The organism is Bradyrhizobium sp. LHD-71 (assembly GCF_031157255.1).
In the GTDB taxonomy this organism is placed as follows: domain Bacteria; phylum Pseudomonadota; class Alphaproteobacteria; order Rhizobiales; family Xanthobacteraceae; genus P52-10.
In genome coordinates, this window is the sequence record NZ_JAVIFX010000014.1 from 15,485 (window position 1) to 31,390 (window position 15,906).

Here is a 15,906-nt window from a genome sequence, read left to right on the forward strand (position 1 = left end):
TGGTGCGAACCATAGACGCAAAGCGGGCCTCGTGTAACGCTGCACTGCAGCTTGGCCACAACGACGCATGCAACGAAGTGCACGCACGGGCTTGCCGCGCCGAAGCCCGAATGGGCGAAAGGCGGGACTTGCGTGTCTTCGTGGCGCAATGGCATTACACCGGCCCGGAAGAAAAGGACCGCCGCATGCGAAGCATCGCCATTGCATTGATTGCCCTGCTGTGGGCAGGGGCAGCGCTTGCGCAGGGCGCGACCTATGACATTGCGGTCAAGGTCGATGCGACCAAGGCCTCGAAGAGCCCGTGGGATGGCGTGCCGGGACTCGGCGCCAGCCGAGCAAACATCAACGCTGCGCCGGACATCGCCATCTGCCTCGTGCGGGCCGAGGGCAGGCCGCAATGCCTCTGGCGCCCGCAAGGGCGGCGATTGCTGTCACAATGCCAGAACGCGACCAGCTGCACTTTCGAGCAGGTTTCGCTCCGGCCGGTACCGATCGGGCTTCTGTTCATCGACATCGACGCACGTCGGCACGACCTGATCGACATCGTGATCCTGTCCGGCAATGCGACGGCCGAGGGTGAAGCCGACGTCGAGCGCGCACTGCGCGCAGCCCTTGCGAAGCTGGTGCCGAACCTGTCGGAAAGCGCGAAGGAGCGGGGACTGGACAAGGCAAGAGTGCTGCCGCTGGATCAATGCAGCACGTCAGCGTGCAGGCTCACCCAGTCCGAGTTCAGGCTGACGCGCCGGGACTAGGTTCGAGCTCCGGCCGCTCAGGCTTTGTCGTCGCGGTGAGGTTCGCGCGGCGCAGCACGAAGGTGTGCGGGCTCGGCTCGGGACGCGGCTGCCGCGCCTCGGGCGCGGGGGACTGTTGCTGATGCACCAGCCACTTCGCGGCGTAGTCGCTGGTCAGCGCCTTGACGAACCGGCTCATCTCCTGTTCCAGCGCGCGAAGAATGAGTGCCCAGTCGCGCGGGCCGAGCTCGTCGGCTGCGTGCGCAATCCGCTTGGCCGTCAGGTGCGATGTCTGCCGGTGAATACGTGCGACAAGGGAATCCGGGACGAAGTCCTTGTTGATCTGGTAGCTTGCAACCGTGAACATGCGCGGATCGAAGTCGCATGCCGGCCGGTCCTTGTAGAACTCGATCAGGTTGCGTGCGTGCAGGAGGAAGGCTTCGACCAGCGCATTATGTTCGGCGGCAGGCTTGGACGCACGCGCGAGATCATAGGTCGCACGCAGCATGCTGATCTCGTAGGGAAGATGTTCGTTGAAGAACTCTTCCTTCAGATGAGGCGCTGGTTTCTTGTTCGTCGTCACTCGGCGCTCCGCGTTAGCTCCCGACTCAAAACCCCTTTCGCCATTATGCACTGCTCAGGCCAACGGCCAAGGCGATGATGGCGGGGCGGAAGCGGGCCGGCGCCGTCAAGACAGCGCCGGTTCACTCGGAAATCGTGCGGTCAGCGCCCCTTCACGGCGATCTTGTTGAACGGGACGTCCTTGTCGACCCGGATGTCTCCCGGCAGGCCGAGGACGCGCTCGGCAATGATGTTGCGGAGGATTTCGTCGGTGCCGCCGGCGATTCTGGCGGATGGCGACCGCAGCAGCATCGCCTGGAACTCGCCGGCCGCGTCGGCTGTGGCAGGATCGGAGACCACGCCCGCGGCGCCCTGCAACTCGAGCGCATAGGTGGCAATTTCCTGCAGTGTCGAGCCGGCGACCAGCTTGCCGATGGAGTTCTCCGGTCCCGGCCGTTCCCCCTTGGAGAGCGCCGACATGGTCCGGTAGCTGGTGTACTTCAGGCCGCTGGTTCGCACCGCCCAGGTGGCGAGCTTTGAACGGACGGCGCGGTCGTCGATCGCAGGTCCGTCCTCGAGCATCAGGTTGTTGCAGAATTCGAACACCTCGGGAAAGCCGGTCGCCACGCGCGCGCCGATCGACATCCGTTCGTTCATCAGCGTCGTCAGCGAGACGCTCCAGCCCTCGTTGACGTTGCCGAGCCGCTGGCTGTCGGGAATGCGGACATTGGTGAAGTAGACTTCGTTGAATTCCGACTCGCCGCTCGCCTGCTTGATCGGCTTCACCTCGACGCCCGGGCTTTTCATGTCGAGGAAGAACATGGTGAGTCCCTGATGCTTCGGCACGTTGGGATCCGTGCGGGTGATCAGCAGCCCGTAGTCAGAGTAGTGCGCCCCCGACGTCCAGATCTTCTGGCCGTTGATGACCCAGTCATCGCCATCGCGTTCGGCGCGGGTGCGCAGGCCTGCCAGATCGGAGCCGCCGGCGGGCTCGGAGAAGAGCTGGCACCAGATCTCCTCACCGGAGGCGAGCTTCGGCAGCCGCTCGCGCTTGTCCTTTTCGCTGCCGAAGGCCATGACCGTTGGCCCGCACATGCCCTGGCCGATGTTGAACGGCTGGCTCAGCTTGATGTAGTTGCCTTCCTCCTGCTGCCAGATCACCCGCTGGATCGGCGTCGCATCGCGGCCGCCATACTCGCGCGGCCATTGCATGCACGCCCAGCCGCCGTCGGCCTTCTTCTTCTGCCAGGCCTTCGCCGTTTTCAGGAAATCTGCGCCGCTCACCGCCTTGCGCGCGCCCGACTGCGAAAGCTGATCGGCAAGTTCCTTGGGCGCATTCTGATCGATCCAGGCGCGGACGGTGGCGCGGAATTCGGCTTCCTGCGGGGTGTCGTCGAAATTCATGGACCTGATCCTTCCTGTCGCGGTGAGCGCCCTGTTTCCGCCCCGTCCGATTGATCGAAAGGCCAGAAACACCACACCAACGTGGCCGGATCATAGCGGCCAAGATACCTTGCCGGAAGCTATTCCAGAGGGGTGCGTCAACCCTCTCGTGCATTGACGCATGTCCGCTTGGCGCTTGACGCGGAATCTCAGGACCATAAACGTTGTCTCGACATGCCGCCGCAGAACCTCGCGGCGGCCAAGACGAAGGGGAAGCCAAGTGCAATTGGACGACGACACCAGGATGATCCAGGAGACGGTCGCGAAGTTCGTGGACCGCGAGCTGATCCCGATCGAGAATGATGTTCTGAAAGCCAGATCGCATGGCGGCGAGGGGCCTGGTCCGAACGAAACGCAGAGCGAGCGCTTGCGGAAGGTTTCGCGCGAGCTTGGTCTGTGGGGTCTGGACGCGCCGGTCGAGCTCGGGGGCCAGGATCTGCCGGCGGTGACGATCGCGGCGGTCAAGGAGGAGATGGGGCGTTCCTGCGTGAACTTCACGCTGCCGCCGGATTCGCCGAACCTGCGCATGCTGGCTGCAGTCGGCACCGAGCCGCAGAAGCAGCGCTACCTAAAGCCGTACATCGAGGGGCGGATGACCTCGGCCATCGCGATCTCCGAGCCGGGTGCCGGCGGCGATCCGGCCGGCATGAAGACCCGCGCCGTCCTGCAAGGCGGGCAATGGGTCATCAACGGACGCAAGATCTGGATCTCCAACGCGAAGAATGCGGATTTCGTCATCGTCATGGCGCGGGTCGGCGAGGGCGAACGCCGCGGCGGCATCACCTCGTTCATCGTCGACAAGGGCACGCCCGGCTTCATCATCGAACGCGAGATCCCGATGGTGGGCGGCGCGCGGACTTACGAAATCGTTTTCGACGATTGCCGAATTCCCGAAGATTCAGTGCTCGGCGTCGTCGGGCAGGGCTACGCGCCGATGCAGCTACGGCTTTTGACGCGCCGTCTCGAGATGGGCTCGACATCGATCGGCATCGCCCGGCGCGCGCTCGAGATGATGTGCGAGCACGCCAAGCAGCGCGAGACATTCGGTGTCCGCCTTGCGGACCGTCAGGCGATCCAGTGGTGGATCGCCGACACTGCAACGCGCATCCATGCCTGCCGGCTGATGGTGCACGACGCGGCGGAAAAGACCGACCGCGGCGAAGACGTCCGTCACGAAGCGTCGATGATCAAGGTGTTCGCGACCGAGATGGCCTATGACGCGTGCGATCACGCGATGCAGACGCTCGGCGCGCTCGGCATGACGGTGGAGCTGCCGCTCAACGCGCTGTGGCAGAAGGCGCGCATCATGCGGATGTACGAAGGACCGAGCGAGGTGCATCGTCAGACGATCGCCCGCAGGGTGCTCGGACGCTGAAGGACAGATAATAAAGATTTCAACATCGCGATCTGGAGGACGCCATGACCGCTTCGACTGCGACTGCAGCTTCAAGTGCAACTTCAACTGCCACGCCGCTGCTGGAAAGCCGCGACGGGCGCATCGTCACGCTGACGCTGAACCGACCGGAGCGGCTGAATGCGCTGTCGGCGGAGATGAGCGACATGCTCTACGAGGCCGTCATCCGCACCGACAAGGATCCGGATGTCGGCGTCGTCATCGTCACCGGCGCCGGCCGCGGCTTCTGCGCGGGCGGCGACGTCAAGAACATGGCCGAGCGCAAGAACCCTAACCGCGAAGAGCGCCTCGAGCATCTCAAGCGCTCGCACCGCGTGCCGCTGGCGATGCGCAACAGCTCGAAAGTCTTCATCTCCGCGATCAACGGCCCCGCGACCGGCGCGGGGCTCGGCATCGCCACCGTCGGCGACATCCGTATCGCGGCGCGCAGCGCGCGCTTCGGCGCAGCATTCGCCAATGTCGGCCTCGCCGGCGACTGGGGCGTCTCATGGCTGCTGACGCGGACGATCGGTCCGTCGATGGCGCGGCAGATGCTGCTCTCGGCGGAACTGATCGATGCGGCCCGTGCGCTGCAGATCGGCCTCGTTCACAACGTGGTGGACGATGCCGCGCTGATGGACGAGGCGAAACGGATTGCCACGCGCTATGCCGAAGGACCCGGCATGTCGTTCAAGCTGATCAAGCAGAACCTGCTGCACGCGGAAGGCGCGACCTTCGCCGAGTCGCTCGACGTCGAGGCCGAGAACCAGGCCACCGCGATGATGACCGAGGATCACAAGGAAGCGGTCGCGGCCTTCCTCGGCAAGCGGAAGGGGAATTTCAAGGGCAGGTAGACCGGCCGATCGTCCGCTACGGTTGCTGCGAGTGCCCGCCGGTTCACGCCGGCGGGTTCAAGTCCACCCTCAATTGATGCGTCAATTGGGTGACAGTTCGAGCTTGCCGGTCAGTTCGGACCAGACGGGTCCTTCCTCGGTCACCCACCGCTTGAAATCGGCCCGGCCGATCGCCCGCTGCTCGGCGCCGGCGATCATGAACTTTTCCCACGTCGCCTCGTCGCGGCCGGCGTCGACCGCGAGTTTTGAAATCGTATCGATGATGGAATCCGGAAGGCCGGCCGGCGCCAGGATGCCGGTGACGCTCATCAGCGAAAGCCCCGGATCCGGCGCGCCCAGCTCGAGGAATGTCGGAACGCCAGGATATTTCGAGAGCCTGTTGCGGCCCTGGATTGCGAGGGCCGTCCCCTTGCCAAGCTGGATGACATTCATTCCCACCGCCCCGCTGGCGATGCCACCTTGCAGCGAGCCAGCGGCGACATCGGCCCACATCAGTCCGCTGCCGCGGTAATGCACCGCCGTGAACGGCGCCTTGTAAAATCTCTCCAACGCGGCAACGCCAACATGCGCCAGTGATCCGGCGCCATAGGTGCCGATGTTGGCTGGATTCTTGCGGGCGTATTCGACGAACTGGTCCATGGTTTTAACGCCGGTCGATACGTTGACGATAAGCGGCAGGCCTGCAACGGGCTGGGCGGCCACAGGCTCGAAGTCCTTGACGGGATCGTAAGGAAGATTCTTGTGAAGAATCTTCTGCGTCATCAACGCAGAGCCCACCATGTAAAGCAGCGTGTAGCCATCGGCGGGAGCGTTTTTCAATTCCGTGGCCGCAACGACGCCGTTGGCTCCGGGCCGGTTGTCGGCGATGACGGGTTGGTCCAGCTTCTTCGAGAGATACTCGACGAAGATGCGGGAGACCTGATCGGTGCCGCCTCCTGCCGCATCGCCGATAATCATCCGGATCGGCTTTGATGGACGCCAGCTTTGTGCAATCGCCGGCGCCGCAAGGAGCGACGCGCTTGCCGCACCAACACCTGAAACAAGGATATCACGACGCGTGAAACGCCCGGTCATCTGCGCAACCTCCACATTTATTGTTCTTGCGGAGATGAGCGTAACCGAAATCGCAAACGCAAGCCACTTCGACGAGCTCCTTCGTCGACATGGCTTGACTGTCATGTCGAGGGGCCGCTCGACCGAGTTGCGCGCGATTCAGAAAACAACCGAAGCAGATCGCGAATCTGACCGGCGGGCCGGTCAGAGCGCTCTCAGAGCTGTGGTTGGCGGGACCGTTCGGCCTCGCGCATCAGATCCAGCGGCCGCCACGGCTTGAGCATGAAGGCGGCGCCGGGCGGAAGCTGAGTCGACAGATCGCCTGACGCGACGACCACATGCACGTCCGGGTAGCGCTGCCGGGCAAGCCGAGCGAGTTCGAGGCCGCTCATGTCGCCGCCGAGGTGGACGTCGGCATAGATCAACGACAGATCGCCGCCCGCCTCCTTCAGCACGGCGGTCGCAGCCTCCGCGCTGTCGCAGGCGATTACCTTCATCTCGCATTCTTCGAGCAAGAACGTCACCATCGAACGCTGGATGTCGTCGTCTTCGACCACCAACGCAGTTGGTCTTATCGCTGTGATTGTCATGTGATGCCCTGCCATCGGCGCGACCATGCGCGCGTGGCATGCATAGAACCGAGGCGTGGCCGCTCGCGATATCGGAAAAGCTACCCTTTCAAAGGCAGGGAAAACCCGTATGTGGCACAATTGCCGATGCAAAGCATTTGAGACAAAGTGTTCGTCATTGCGAGCGGAGCGAAGCAATCCAGCCGCGCGAAGCGTGCAAAGAAAGCGCGGCATGTGCGTCTGACTCAGACTGGATTGCCGCGTCGCTGCGCTCCTCGCAATGACGAAGTGCTATTCGATCGACAGCTTCAGGCTCTTGATCAGTGGCGCCCACCGATCCGTTTCTGACTTGATGAAGCTGCCGAGCTCTGCCGGCGTCGAGTGAACGAGCTCGATCGCCGTCAATCGCTCGCCGAGATCGGGCGCCTTCACAATGCGCGCCATCTCGGCGTTGAGCTTGTCGATGATCGGCTGCGGCGTTCCGGCCGGCGCCAACAGGCCGTACCATTCGGTCGTCACCACGTCGAAGCCCTGCTCCTTGAAAGTCGGCACCTCGGGGATCGACGGATAGCGTTGGTCGGAGGAGACGGCGAGCGCCTTCAACACACCCGCCTTGTACTGCGGCAGCGCCTGAGCGACCGTGCCGAAGCTCATCGGCAGATGCCCGGCGATCAGGTCGTTCATCGCCGGCGTGCCGCCGCGATAGAGGATGTGGGTCATATCCACTTTGGCGTTGGTCTTGAACAGCTCCGCGGTGAGATGCGTCATCGTGCCGACGCCGGCGGAGGCGAAGTTGAGTTTCGTCTCCGTCTTCGCGTGAGCGACCAGCTCCTTGAGGTTGTTCGGCGGGAATTTCGGGTTCGCGTAGAGGACCACCGGCGCCTTGGCGAGCAGGGCGATCGGCGCGAAGTCCTTCTCCGTATCGAACGGCAGCTTGGTGCTGAGGCTCGGATTGGTGGTGTGGCTGCTCACCGCGATGATCAGCGTGTAGCCGTCCGGTGGCGCCTTTGCGAGCGCAGTGGTGCCGATGATGGTGCTGGCGCCGGCGCGGTTCTCGACCACGACCGGCTTGCCCCAGGCATCGTTCAGCTTCTGGGCGATGGTCCGCCCGAGCACGTCGACCGAGCCGCCCGGCGGGAACGGCACGATGATGGTGATCTGGCGTTCGGGGTAGCTTGCGGCCGATTGGGCGTGGCTGTCGCCGCTGGCCAGCACGGCCAGCGGGATGATGAATGCGGCCCAGATCAGCATCGTTCGCCTGCGCATTGTCATTCCCTCTATATCCCTTATCCCTTGTGCGCTTCATGCGCGGTGTTTTCCGTCATGGTATCGCCGCGCCCGCTTACTCAAGCTTGGCACCGGATTCCCGGATGATTGGCAGCCACCGTTCGCCTTCGGCCATGATGTAGGCGTGCGTGCGTTCCGGCGACATGCCGGGCGTTTCGACCGAGCCAAGTTCCTTGATGCGGTTCGAGACGGTCTCGGTCTTCATGATCGCGTCGATGTGCTCATAGAGAAACTGGACGATAGGCTTCGGCGTACCCTTCGGCGCCGACCACGGCGTCCAGCTTGTCGCAACCAGTTCGGGAAAGCCGACGTCGGTGGCGCTTGGCGTGTCGGGCATGGCCGGCACGCGCTTCTCTTGCCAGACCATCAGCGCGCGTCCCTGTCCGGCCTTCACGCGCTCGACCCAGGTGGAAACCGTGTCGATGGTGAAAGACACACGGCCGGCAAGCAGGTCGCTCACCACGCTGGCTGACCCCCGATACGGCACGTGTTGCGCGGAGGTGCCGAGCTTCTTCATCAGATAGAGTGCGGCGATGTGGGCGCTGGTGCCGACGCCCGCCGAGCCGAAGTCGTGCCGGTTCGGCTCCCGTTTCAGCAGCGCCTGAAATTCGCTTAAGTTGGCGGCAGGCAGATCCTTGTTGACGATGAGCACGAGAGGCGCACCACCGGTGATGGTGATGTGCTCGAGATCCGTCATCGGATTGACGGCCGGGTTCTGATGCAGCGCCAGATTGTAAACGTGGGTGCCGGGTGAGCCGGCGATCAGCGCGTATCCGTCGGCCGGTGACTGGGTGGTCGCAAGGATCGCCACCATGCCGCCACCGCCGGTTTTGCTTTCCACCAGCACGGGCTGTCCGACGCGTTCGCTCAGCATGTTCGAGATCAGCCGGACGATGATGTCGGTGTTGCCGCCCGGAGTGAACGGAATCAGCACCTTGATCGGCTTGTTGGGATAGTTCGTCCCGGGAGCGGTTGCGTGCTGCGCCAGTGCTGGGAGAGAAACGGTGCTCGCAGCGACGAACGCAGCGCCGGCGCGCAGAACGTCGCGGCGGCGCACGGCCCTGACAGGGAGGTCCCGGTTTCGCAGGTCGCGATCGAAAGAACGATCCGTCATCAGCGTCCCCCGCGTTCGTGGTGTCGGCTGCGCGTGCCGCTCATTCCGCCTTGATGCCCGAAGCCTTGATCACCCGGTCCCAGCGCTCGATGTCCTGTTCCAGGAACGCGCGAAACTCGGAGGAACTGCTGCCGACGACATTGCCGCCGAGCTTTTTGATGCGCTCCATCGTCTCAGGTTTCCGCAACGACTGCTGCAATGCCCCGGTGAGCTTCTGCACGATGGGCGCAGGCGTCTTCGCCGGCGCAAACATGCCGATCCACGGCGCGGTGTCCTCGAAGCCGCTCAGCCCTGCTTCCGCCATCGTTGGCACATTCGGAAAATCCGCCTGCCGCTGCTTTGTGCCGCTTGCGAGAACCTTCAGCTTGTTGTCGGCGACGTAGTCGGCGATGCCGATCATCGGATAGAACATGAACGAGATGCGGCCGGCGAGCACTTCGGTCAGCGCCGGCGCGTTGCCGCGGAACGGCACATGGCCCATCTTCACGTCGGCCGCGCGCGCGAGCATCGCCGCCGCAAGATGCGCCGAGCCGCCGTTGCCCGCGGAGCCATACAGCAACTCGCCGGGCTTCTGCTTGGCGGCCGCGATCAGCTCCTGCAGCGTGTTGTACGACGAACCGGCGGCGGTCACGATCACCAGCGGCGTCACCGCAGCGTTGCCGATCGGAACGAAGTCGTTCAACGGATGGTACTTCACGTTCGGCACGATCAGGAAGTTCACGACGTGCGACAGCGAGGTGCACAGCAGCGTGTACCCGTCCGCGTCCGCGCGAGCCACGGCTTCGGTCGCTACCTGCGCATTGGCGCCCGTGCGGTTCTCGACGACGACCGACTGACCGAGCGTGGCGGACATGTCCTGGGCGACAATGCGGCCGATCACGTCGGTCGGGCCGCCGGCCGCAAAGCCGATGATCAGCCGGATCGGCCGATCAGGATAATTGGATTGTGCGGTGGCGCGGTCCGGGATGCCCGACGCGAGCAAGGCCGCACCCGAGGCCAGCATCTGGCGGCGTGAGATCATCGCTCCTCCCCAGGGGCTCGGCGGCCCGCACGTTCTATAATATTTATTTTTCAACCAGCTTATGGAACGTCTTCCGCGTGTCAAGGCGATGGTCGGTCAGGCGCTGTTTCGAGCCGGAAAAAGCCGCAAGGCGCCTTGACGGCAAGGTGGCTGACGTCTCATGATATGGTAGGAAGAACCAGAATATAGAACGTCGGCAAAACGACAATGGACCCGAGGATGACGCATAAATTGAACACGACAGAAATCGCTGTCGCGGGCGCGAAGATCAAGGTTCTGGAAGGCGGGCAGGGGCCGGATCTGCTCTTCCTGCACGGCGCCGAAGGTCCCGACACATACTCGTCGGTCTACCTCGAAGAGCTTGCGAAGAACTTCCGTGTGATCGCGCCATGGCATCCGGGTTTCGGCCATTCGGAGCGGCCGAAGAGCTTCACGAAGGTCGACGACCTCGCCTACTTCTACCTGGACCTCGCCGACCACTACGGTCTCAAAGACGCTGTGCTTGCGGGGGCGTCGTTCGGCGGCTGGATTGCACTGGAAACGGCGGTGCGGTCGGCCGCGCGTTTCTCGCAGCTCGTGCTATCGGCGCCGTTCGGCTTCAAGGCGGGCGGGCGCGAGACGCGCGACATCTTCGACCTCTATCTCGTCGGACCCGCCGAATGGCCGGAGTATTTCCTGGCCGACAAATCGCTGCTGCCTGACTATCCCAAACGTTCGGCGGACGAGTTGATGGGAATTGCGCGCAGCCGCGAGGCCATGACGCTCTACGGCTGGCAGCCCTACATGCACAATCCGGTGCTCGGGCGATGGCTGCACCGGATCAAGCTGCCGACGCTGTTCGTCTGGGGCGACAAGGATCGGATGGTCAGTCCGGACTATGGGCGCGCCTACGCGGCGCGCATTCCGGGCAGCCGGTTCGAGCTCATCACCGGCGCCGGGCATCTCGCTCATGTCGAGCAGCCGGCGAAGTTCCGCGATCTCGTTCTGGACTTTGTCGGCAACAAGAAAAGCGCCGCAGCCTGAGCTTTCGGCTGTCACGGAGGATTCGATGAAGATCTGGCATTTTTCCGAACAGGCCTATCCCGACGCATGGACCAAGGATCCGGTGTCGCTGCGGGTGACGCTGCCGAACAAGCATTTCGATCCCGTCGAAGGCGGCAAGCTCCTGAACCGCTATCTGGACGAGTGGGCGTATTGCGACGAGATCGGCACCAACATCATGGTCAACGAGCACCACAGCACGGCGACGTGCCTGAGCTCGTCATGCACGCTGCAGCTTGCGATCCTTGCCCGCGAAACCAAGAAGGTGCGGCTCCTGTGTCTCGGCGTGCCGCTCGCGAACCGGACTGATCCGGTGCGGGTCGCGGAGGAACTCGCCTATATCGACTGCATCTCCGGTGGCCGGCTCGAAATGGGGTTCGTGCGCGGAATCCAGTACGAAATCTCCGCCGTCAACTCGAACCCGGTCAACATGAGCGAACGCCTGTGGGAGGCGCATGACCTGATCATCAAGGCGATGACGACCCATGACGGCCCGTTCAACTGGGAGGGGGAGCATTATCACCACCGTCAGGTCAACATCTGGCCGCGGCCCATTCAGCAGCCGCACCCGCCGGTGTGGTCGAGCACGGGCAGTCTTTCGAGCGTCGACAAGATCGCCGAGAAGAATGCCACCGTGACCGCGATGAACAGCGGCTTGCGCGCGAAGGGACTGTTCGCGCGGTACCGTCAGCGCCTGGCCGAATTCGGCCGTCCGCGGCCGGGCCTCGACAAATTCGCTTACATGAGCCTTGTCTCCGTCGCCGACACACAGGCGGAAGCATTCAAGCGCCTCGACAAGATCCGCGGCTATCTGCGGACGACGACAATCGTCGGCAAGGGTCTCGCCAATCCGCCGGGCTATGCGGCGGCTGGCATCAACGCGGATCTGCTCGCCAATCCGCAAAAGGGCGAGCTAGGCATCATCGATCGCGATTCCAAGCCGGTGAACCTGCGCACGGCGCCGCACGAGGCCCTGATCGACGCGGGCGCGGCGTTCGCCGGCACGCCGGATCAGGTGATCAAGCAGATCAAGCGTTTCCACAACGATATCGGCGGCATCGGCAACTTCATCATGATGGGGCAGGGCGGCGACCTCACCCACAAGGAGACGCTCGACAATCTCGGCCTGTTCGCGCGCGAAGTGACGCCAGCGCTGCAGGACCTCAAGGAGCCGGAAGACGCGGCATCCGAGGCGCACGAACGTGTCCGCGAGCGCGCCGCGAGCTGATAACACTGATCCCCTTCGGGGATGCCGAAGATGCTGCGTCGACGGTCTTGATGGCGCGTTCGGGTAACGGCATGGATCTCGCATGCACGTGCGGTCCCGTACCCGAAAAGCGGCTTTGCACCCGATCAAATATGGGAGATGCTGATCCGGCGAGCCGGGCGCGGCCACCAATAGCGCGTTGCAACGCGGCGAAGTGGTCGAGGACGTGACAAGAATATCAACGGCGCCATAAGCATCGGCAGGCCGACGCCCACGGGAGGACCGCAATCGTGCGAACTTTCGTCCCGCAATGGTGCAGGAGACGGATCATCGTCCCTGCCGCAATCTTGTTCGTAGCCGTGTTCGCATGTGCCGCCCATGCGGCCGAGCCCGTCTACGAGGCGCCGGCCGATCTGCTGGCCGCGGCGAAGAAGGAAGGCAAGATCGTCCTTTACGCGGCCAACTTTCTCGACACTGAGCAGGCCGTCGCCAAGCGCTTTTCCGAGCGCTTTCCCGGCATCGCGATCGAGATCGTGCGCGCGCCGACCGGCCAGTTGATCACACGCATCAAGACCGAGGCGGCGGCCAACCGCATGATTGCCGACGTCATCGACATCTCCGACCGTGTACAGGCGCGGGCCATGATCGAGTTGTTCGCGCCTTATGCGCCGCCGAACGCAGCCGACTATCCCGAGGTGGCGCGCACGGCCGACCGCCTCTGGCCACGGTCCGGCAACGCCTGGACGATCACGTACAACTCCGAACTCGTGAAAGACCCGCCGAAGTCGTGGGCCGACCTGGTGAAGCCGGAATTCGGCAAGCTGCGCCTGGGGCAGACCGTGATCGCGTCCGGTGGCGCACCTTTCAACCGCGCGATGTTCGAACGCAAAATGTTGGGCGAAGACTACTGGACAAAGCAGGCGGCGCTCAAGCCGCTGCTGTTTCCGAGCCAGGCCCCGATGGTCGATGCCATGATCCGCGGCGAGATCGCGATTGCGCCGCTGGTGACCAACCTTGCCATTCCACTGGCCGCTCAAGGCGCGCCGCTCAAATGGTTCTTTGCTCCTGAGGGCGTTCCCGTCACGGTGTTCAGCGCCGGCATTGCCAAGGGCGCGAGCCATCCGAATGCCGCCAGGCTGTTCCTCGACTGGGCGCTGTCGCGCGAAGGTCAGGCACTGATGGTCGAACTCGGCTCGTTCTCCTCCATGGCGCATGCGCCGATGCCACCCGGCGTCGACGCCAGGGCCATCAAGCCCTGGTATCCCGACGACGCCGAGATCGAGAAGATATTCAAGTCCTGGACCGACGACTGGAACAAGGCCTACAACTACCGCCAATAACGCCGGCGTCGTAGCGCCTCTGACTCTCCTCATCGACTCCGTCGCAATGCTGCCGTGCGCGATCGCCGGCATCAACGGGAAGACGGCTGCTCTATCATTTGCCCGCAACCGAGGAGGCGCCCATGCTCACCGTCACACGCGATATGGTTCTGCCCACCACCATCACCGGATCCTACCCGCGGCCGCTTTGGTTCGACCGCAGCCTGGAGGGCCGAGCGTTCAAGTCTGCGCTCGGCGATTCCCTCTTTCGCGAACAGTACCTTGATGCGGTCGCCAGCATCATCGCCGAGCAGACAGCAGCAGGGCTCGATATCGTAACAGACGGCGACAGCCGTTTTGATCTCACCGTGGGCGGCAAGTCCTGGTTTTTCTATCCAATCGAACGTCTCGGCGGCGTCTGCGGTCACCGCGACACCTCGCGGGGGTGGATGTCGAGACACGGGCTGCGCCCAGGCAAAATTTTGTGGGAGGTGCAGGAGGCCTACCAGCCCGGTGTCGTGTGTGAAAAGCTCACGCGTGGTCCGCTCGAATACGCCGCGCTTTGGCAAGTCGCGCAACGCATGACTGACCGGCCGGTGAAGTTCGGCACCATCTGCGCTCCCGCCATCGCCGGGATGCTGTGGAACGAGTTCTATGCTGACGACAAGGCGATGATCCTCGACCTCTGCGATATCATGAACGCTGAGCTCCGCGATGTGGCCGCCGCCGGCTGTCCATTGATTCAGGTGGAAGAACCGCCGCATCATATGCGCGCTCAACAAGCGGAGTGCACGGACGCCGATCTGGAGTTCCTCACCGAGGCATTCAATCGCCAGCTCGTCGGCGTCAATGCCGAAATCTGGGTGCATACCTGCTGGGGCAATCCGAACCAGCAGCGCGTCCATTGGAAGGTGCCGAGCTACGAGCGCGCCCTGCCGCATCTGTTGCAGCTCAACTGCGATGTGCTGACGATCGAATGCGCGAGTTCAGACGGGCAGGACCTGCATCTCTTCAAGCACATCAAGACCGACAAGAAGATCGCCATCGGTGTGGTCAACCATTGCGACACGGTGGTCGAACCGGCCGAGCACGTCGCGGCGCTGATCCGCAAGGCGCTCGAATACATCCCCAAGGAACAGCTCGTCATCAGCACCGATTGCGGCTTTGGCCGCGAGGGCCTGTCGCGGCGGATCGCATTCTACAAATGCGTCGCGCTGGTTGAGGGCACGAACATCGTTCGCCGGGAGCTCGGCTTGCCGCAAGCGCATGTGCGCGCCGCCGACCCGAAGCTGTGGTTCGCGGGCCGGGAGCTCGCGCAGTGAAGTCCGCAGTTGGTGCACGAGGATATTGCCACTGACGTGTTCGACGATTGCTACTGCAGGCAGCGCTGTCGACGCCGGGTGTCGCTTCGCTGCGATCAGTTGCGCGCCGGCCCGCGGGGAAGCCGGATCTCGTCCGGCGGCAGGTGGTCGTAGGGATTGCGGAAGCGCTCCGGCTCAAGCTGGATGACGCCCTCGATTCGCCTGGCCGCCGCGACGACGGTGGCGAGGACTTTCGGCCGGTTCGACTTCACGGCGAGCGATCCGCCCTGGACGGCGATCGACGCCAGCGCCTCGCCTTCGATACTGCGGATCGGCACGGCAAGCTGGCCGCCCGCTTCGGCATCGGACAGCGACAGGGCGTAACCCTGGGCACGGATTTCGGCGAGCCTCCTGCGGATCGCCGCCGGCTTGCCAAGCTTGTGCTTCTGGACCCAGGCGAGGTAACGCTCGAGCCTAGCCTTGGGCAGGAACGCGAGCAGGGCCAGGCCCGAAGCGCTGTTGTGAAGCTCGACGCTGCTGCCGACGGGTGCGCGATCGGCGACCTCATTGAGGCCGAGCACCGTCGCGACCGTCAGCGCGTACCAGCCGAGCGGGACGCACAGGGTGGTCGTTTCCTGACTGGCCCCGGCGACATAGCGCAGATAGTGCAGCGATACGCCACGGACCGCGAACCGCGCCAGCAGCGCCTTGGTCAGCTGCTTGGTTGCGCTCGCAAGCACATAGCGTGACCACATCGGATGCTGCGCGATGTATCCGCTTTGCTCGAGCGTGTGGATGCCGCGGTGCGTCGTCGTGATCGGCAGTTTCAGCCGGTTGGCGATCTCGATCGCGCTCGGCGGCTCGGGCGCCGTCGCCACGAGCTCGAGAATGTCGAAGATCCAGTGTGACGACTCGTTACGGGTTGCTGCAGCCATCTTGATAACGCCCGGGCTGTGGAGCATGTTGAGCTGGTGACGCCATAGCCGCTAACACTGGTATATTGCGTATCGTC

General features: G+C 63.7%; 15 protein-coding genes. 7 read left to right on the forward strand and 8 right to left on the reverse strand.

All coding sequences use genetic code 11. The features are described from left to right. Positions 1 to 110: 110 nt before the first annotated feature. Complete coding sequence (locus RCO31_RS16525) at positions 111 to 752, forward strand: hypothetical protein (RefSeq protein WP_308969518.1); 642 nt, start codon at positions 111 to 113, stop codon at positions 750 to 752. Here the strand turns inward: RCO31_RS16525 and RCO31_RS16530 are convergent. Then, positions 730 to 1,314, reverse strand: a complete 585-nt coding sequence (locus RCO31_RS16530; RefSeq protein WP_308969519.1) for a hypothetical protein — start codon at positions 1,312 to 1,314, stop codon at positions 730 to 732. The two genes, RCO31_RS16525 and RCO31_RS16530, sit on opposite strands and share 23 nt — an antisense overlap. A 140-nt stretch (positions 1,315 to 1,454) precedes the next feature. Next, complete coding sequence (locus RCO31_RS16535) at positions 1,455 to 2,696, reverse strand: acyl-CoA dehydrogenase (protein ID WP_308969520.1); 1,242 nt, start codon at positions 2,694 to 2,696, stop codon at positions 1,455 to 1,457. 259 nt (positions 2,697 to 2,955) lie between these two features. Here RCO31_RS16535 and RCO31_RS16540 point away from each other — a divergent pair, with 259 nt between their 5' ends. Together RCO31_RS16540 and RCO31_RS16545 are read left to right on the forward strand one after the other, a co-directional pair. After that, entirely contained in the window at positions 2,956 to 4,110 is a 1,155-nt protein-coding gene (locus tag RCO31_RS16540) for an acyl-CoA dehydrogenase family protein (RefSeq protein WP_308969521.1), read from the forward strand. A 44-nt stretch (positions 4,111 to 4,154) separates the two neighbouring features. Then, the gene (locus RCO31_RS16545; protein WP_308969522.1) at positions 4,155 to 4,982 is read left to right on the forward strand and encodes an enoyl-CoA hydratase-related protein; all 828 of its coding nucleotides are present in this window, start codon (positions 4,155 to 4,157) and stop codon (positions 4,980 to 4,982) included. Between the two features lie 81 nt (positions 4,983 to 5,063). Here RCO31_RS16545 and RCO31_RS16550 read toward each other — a convergent pair whose 3' ends face one another. From RCO31_RS16550 to RCO31_RS16570, 5 genes are all read right to left on the reverse strand, one after another. Then, a complete protein-coding gene (locus RCO31_RS16550) occupies positions 5,064 to 6,056 on the reverse strand; it encodes a tripartite tricarboxylate transporter substrate binding protein (protein ID WP_308969523.1) in 993 nt (330 codons plus the stop codon). Positions 6,057 to 6,250: 194 nt separating this feature from the next. After that, positions 6,251 to 6,625, reverse strand: a complete 375-nt coding sequence (locus RCO31_RS16555; RefSeq protein ID WP_308969524.1) for a response regulator — start codon at positions 6,623 to 6,625, stop codon at positions 6,251 to 6,253. A 270-nt stretch (positions 6,626 to 6,895) separates the two neighbouring features. Further along, on the reverse strand, positions 6,896 to 7,876 hold the full coding sequence (locus tag RCO31_RS16560; protein ID WP_308969525.1) for a tripartite tricarboxylate transporter substrate binding protein: 981 nt from the start codon (positions 7,874 to 7,876) through the stop codon (positions 6,896 to 6,898). Positions 7,877 to 7,946: 70 nt separating this feature from the next. Continuing rightward, positions 7,947 to 9,005 carry a tripartite tricarboxylate transporter substrate binding protein gene (locus RCO31_RS16565; protein WP_308969526.1) on the reverse strand — a complete coding sequence of 353 codons (1,059 nt, stop codon included), beginning with the start codon at positions 9,003 to 9,005 and terminating at the stop codon, positions 7,947 to 7,949. Positions 9,006 to 9,045: 40 nt separating this feature from the next. Further along, positions 9,046 to 10,026: a tripartite tricarboxylate transporter substrate binding protein gene (locus RCO31_RS16570; RefSeq protein ID WP_308969527.1), complete on the reverse strand. Its 981-nt coding sequence runs from the start codon at positions 10,024 to 10,026 to the stop codon at positions 9,046 to 9,048. Between the two features lie 219 nt (positions 10,027 to 10,245). Here RCO31_RS16570 and RCO31_RS16575 point away from each other — a divergent pair, with 219 nt between their 5' ends. The 4 genes from RCO31_RS16575 to RCO31_RS16590 all read left to right on the forward strand — a co-directional run bounded on the left by RCO31_RS16575 (position 10,246) and on the right by RCO31_RS16590 (position 14,915). Continuing rightward, positions 10,246 to 11,049, forward strand: a complete 804-nt coding sequence (locus tag RCO31_RS16575; RefSeq protein ID WP_308969528.1) for an alpha/beta hydrolase — start codon at positions 10,246 to 10,248, stop codon at positions 11,047 to 11,049. Between the two features lie 25 nt (positions 11,050 to 11,074). After that, a complete protein-coding gene (locus RCO31_RS16580; RefSeq protein ID WP_308969529.1) occupies positions 11,075 to 12,295 on the forward strand; it encodes an LLM class flavin-dependent oxidoreductase in 1,221 nt (406 codons plus the stop codon). A 269-nt stretch (positions 12,296 to 12,564) separates the two neighbouring features. Next, positions 12,565 to 13,614 carry an extracellular solute-binding protein gene (locus tag RCO31_RS16585; RefSeq protein WP_308969530.1) on the forward strand — a complete coding sequence of 350 codons (1,050 nt, stop codon included), beginning with the start codon at positions 12,565 to 12,567 and terminating at the stop codon, positions 13,612 to 13,614. Between the two features lie 122 nt (positions 13,615 to 13,736). Continuing rightward, positions 13,737 to 14,915, forward strand: coding sequence for a cobalamin-independent methionine synthase II family protein (locus RCO31_RS16590; protein WP_308969531.1), 1,179 nt, complete (start codon positions 13,737 to 13,739; stop codon positions 14,913 to 14,915). A 95-nt stretch (positions 14,916 to 15,010) separates the two neighbouring features. Here RCO31_RS16590 and RCO31_RS16595 read toward each other — a convergent pair whose 3' ends face one another. Further along, positions 15,011 to 15,829 carry an IclR family transcriptional regulator C-terminal domain-containing protein gene (locus tag RCO31_RS16595; RefSeq protein ID WP_308969532.1) on the reverse strand — a complete coding sequence of 273 codons (819 nt, stop codon included), beginning with the start codon at positions 15,827 to 15,829 and terminating at the stop codon, positions 15,011 to 15,013. Between the last annotated feature and the right edge of the window lie 77 nt (positions 15,830 to 15,906).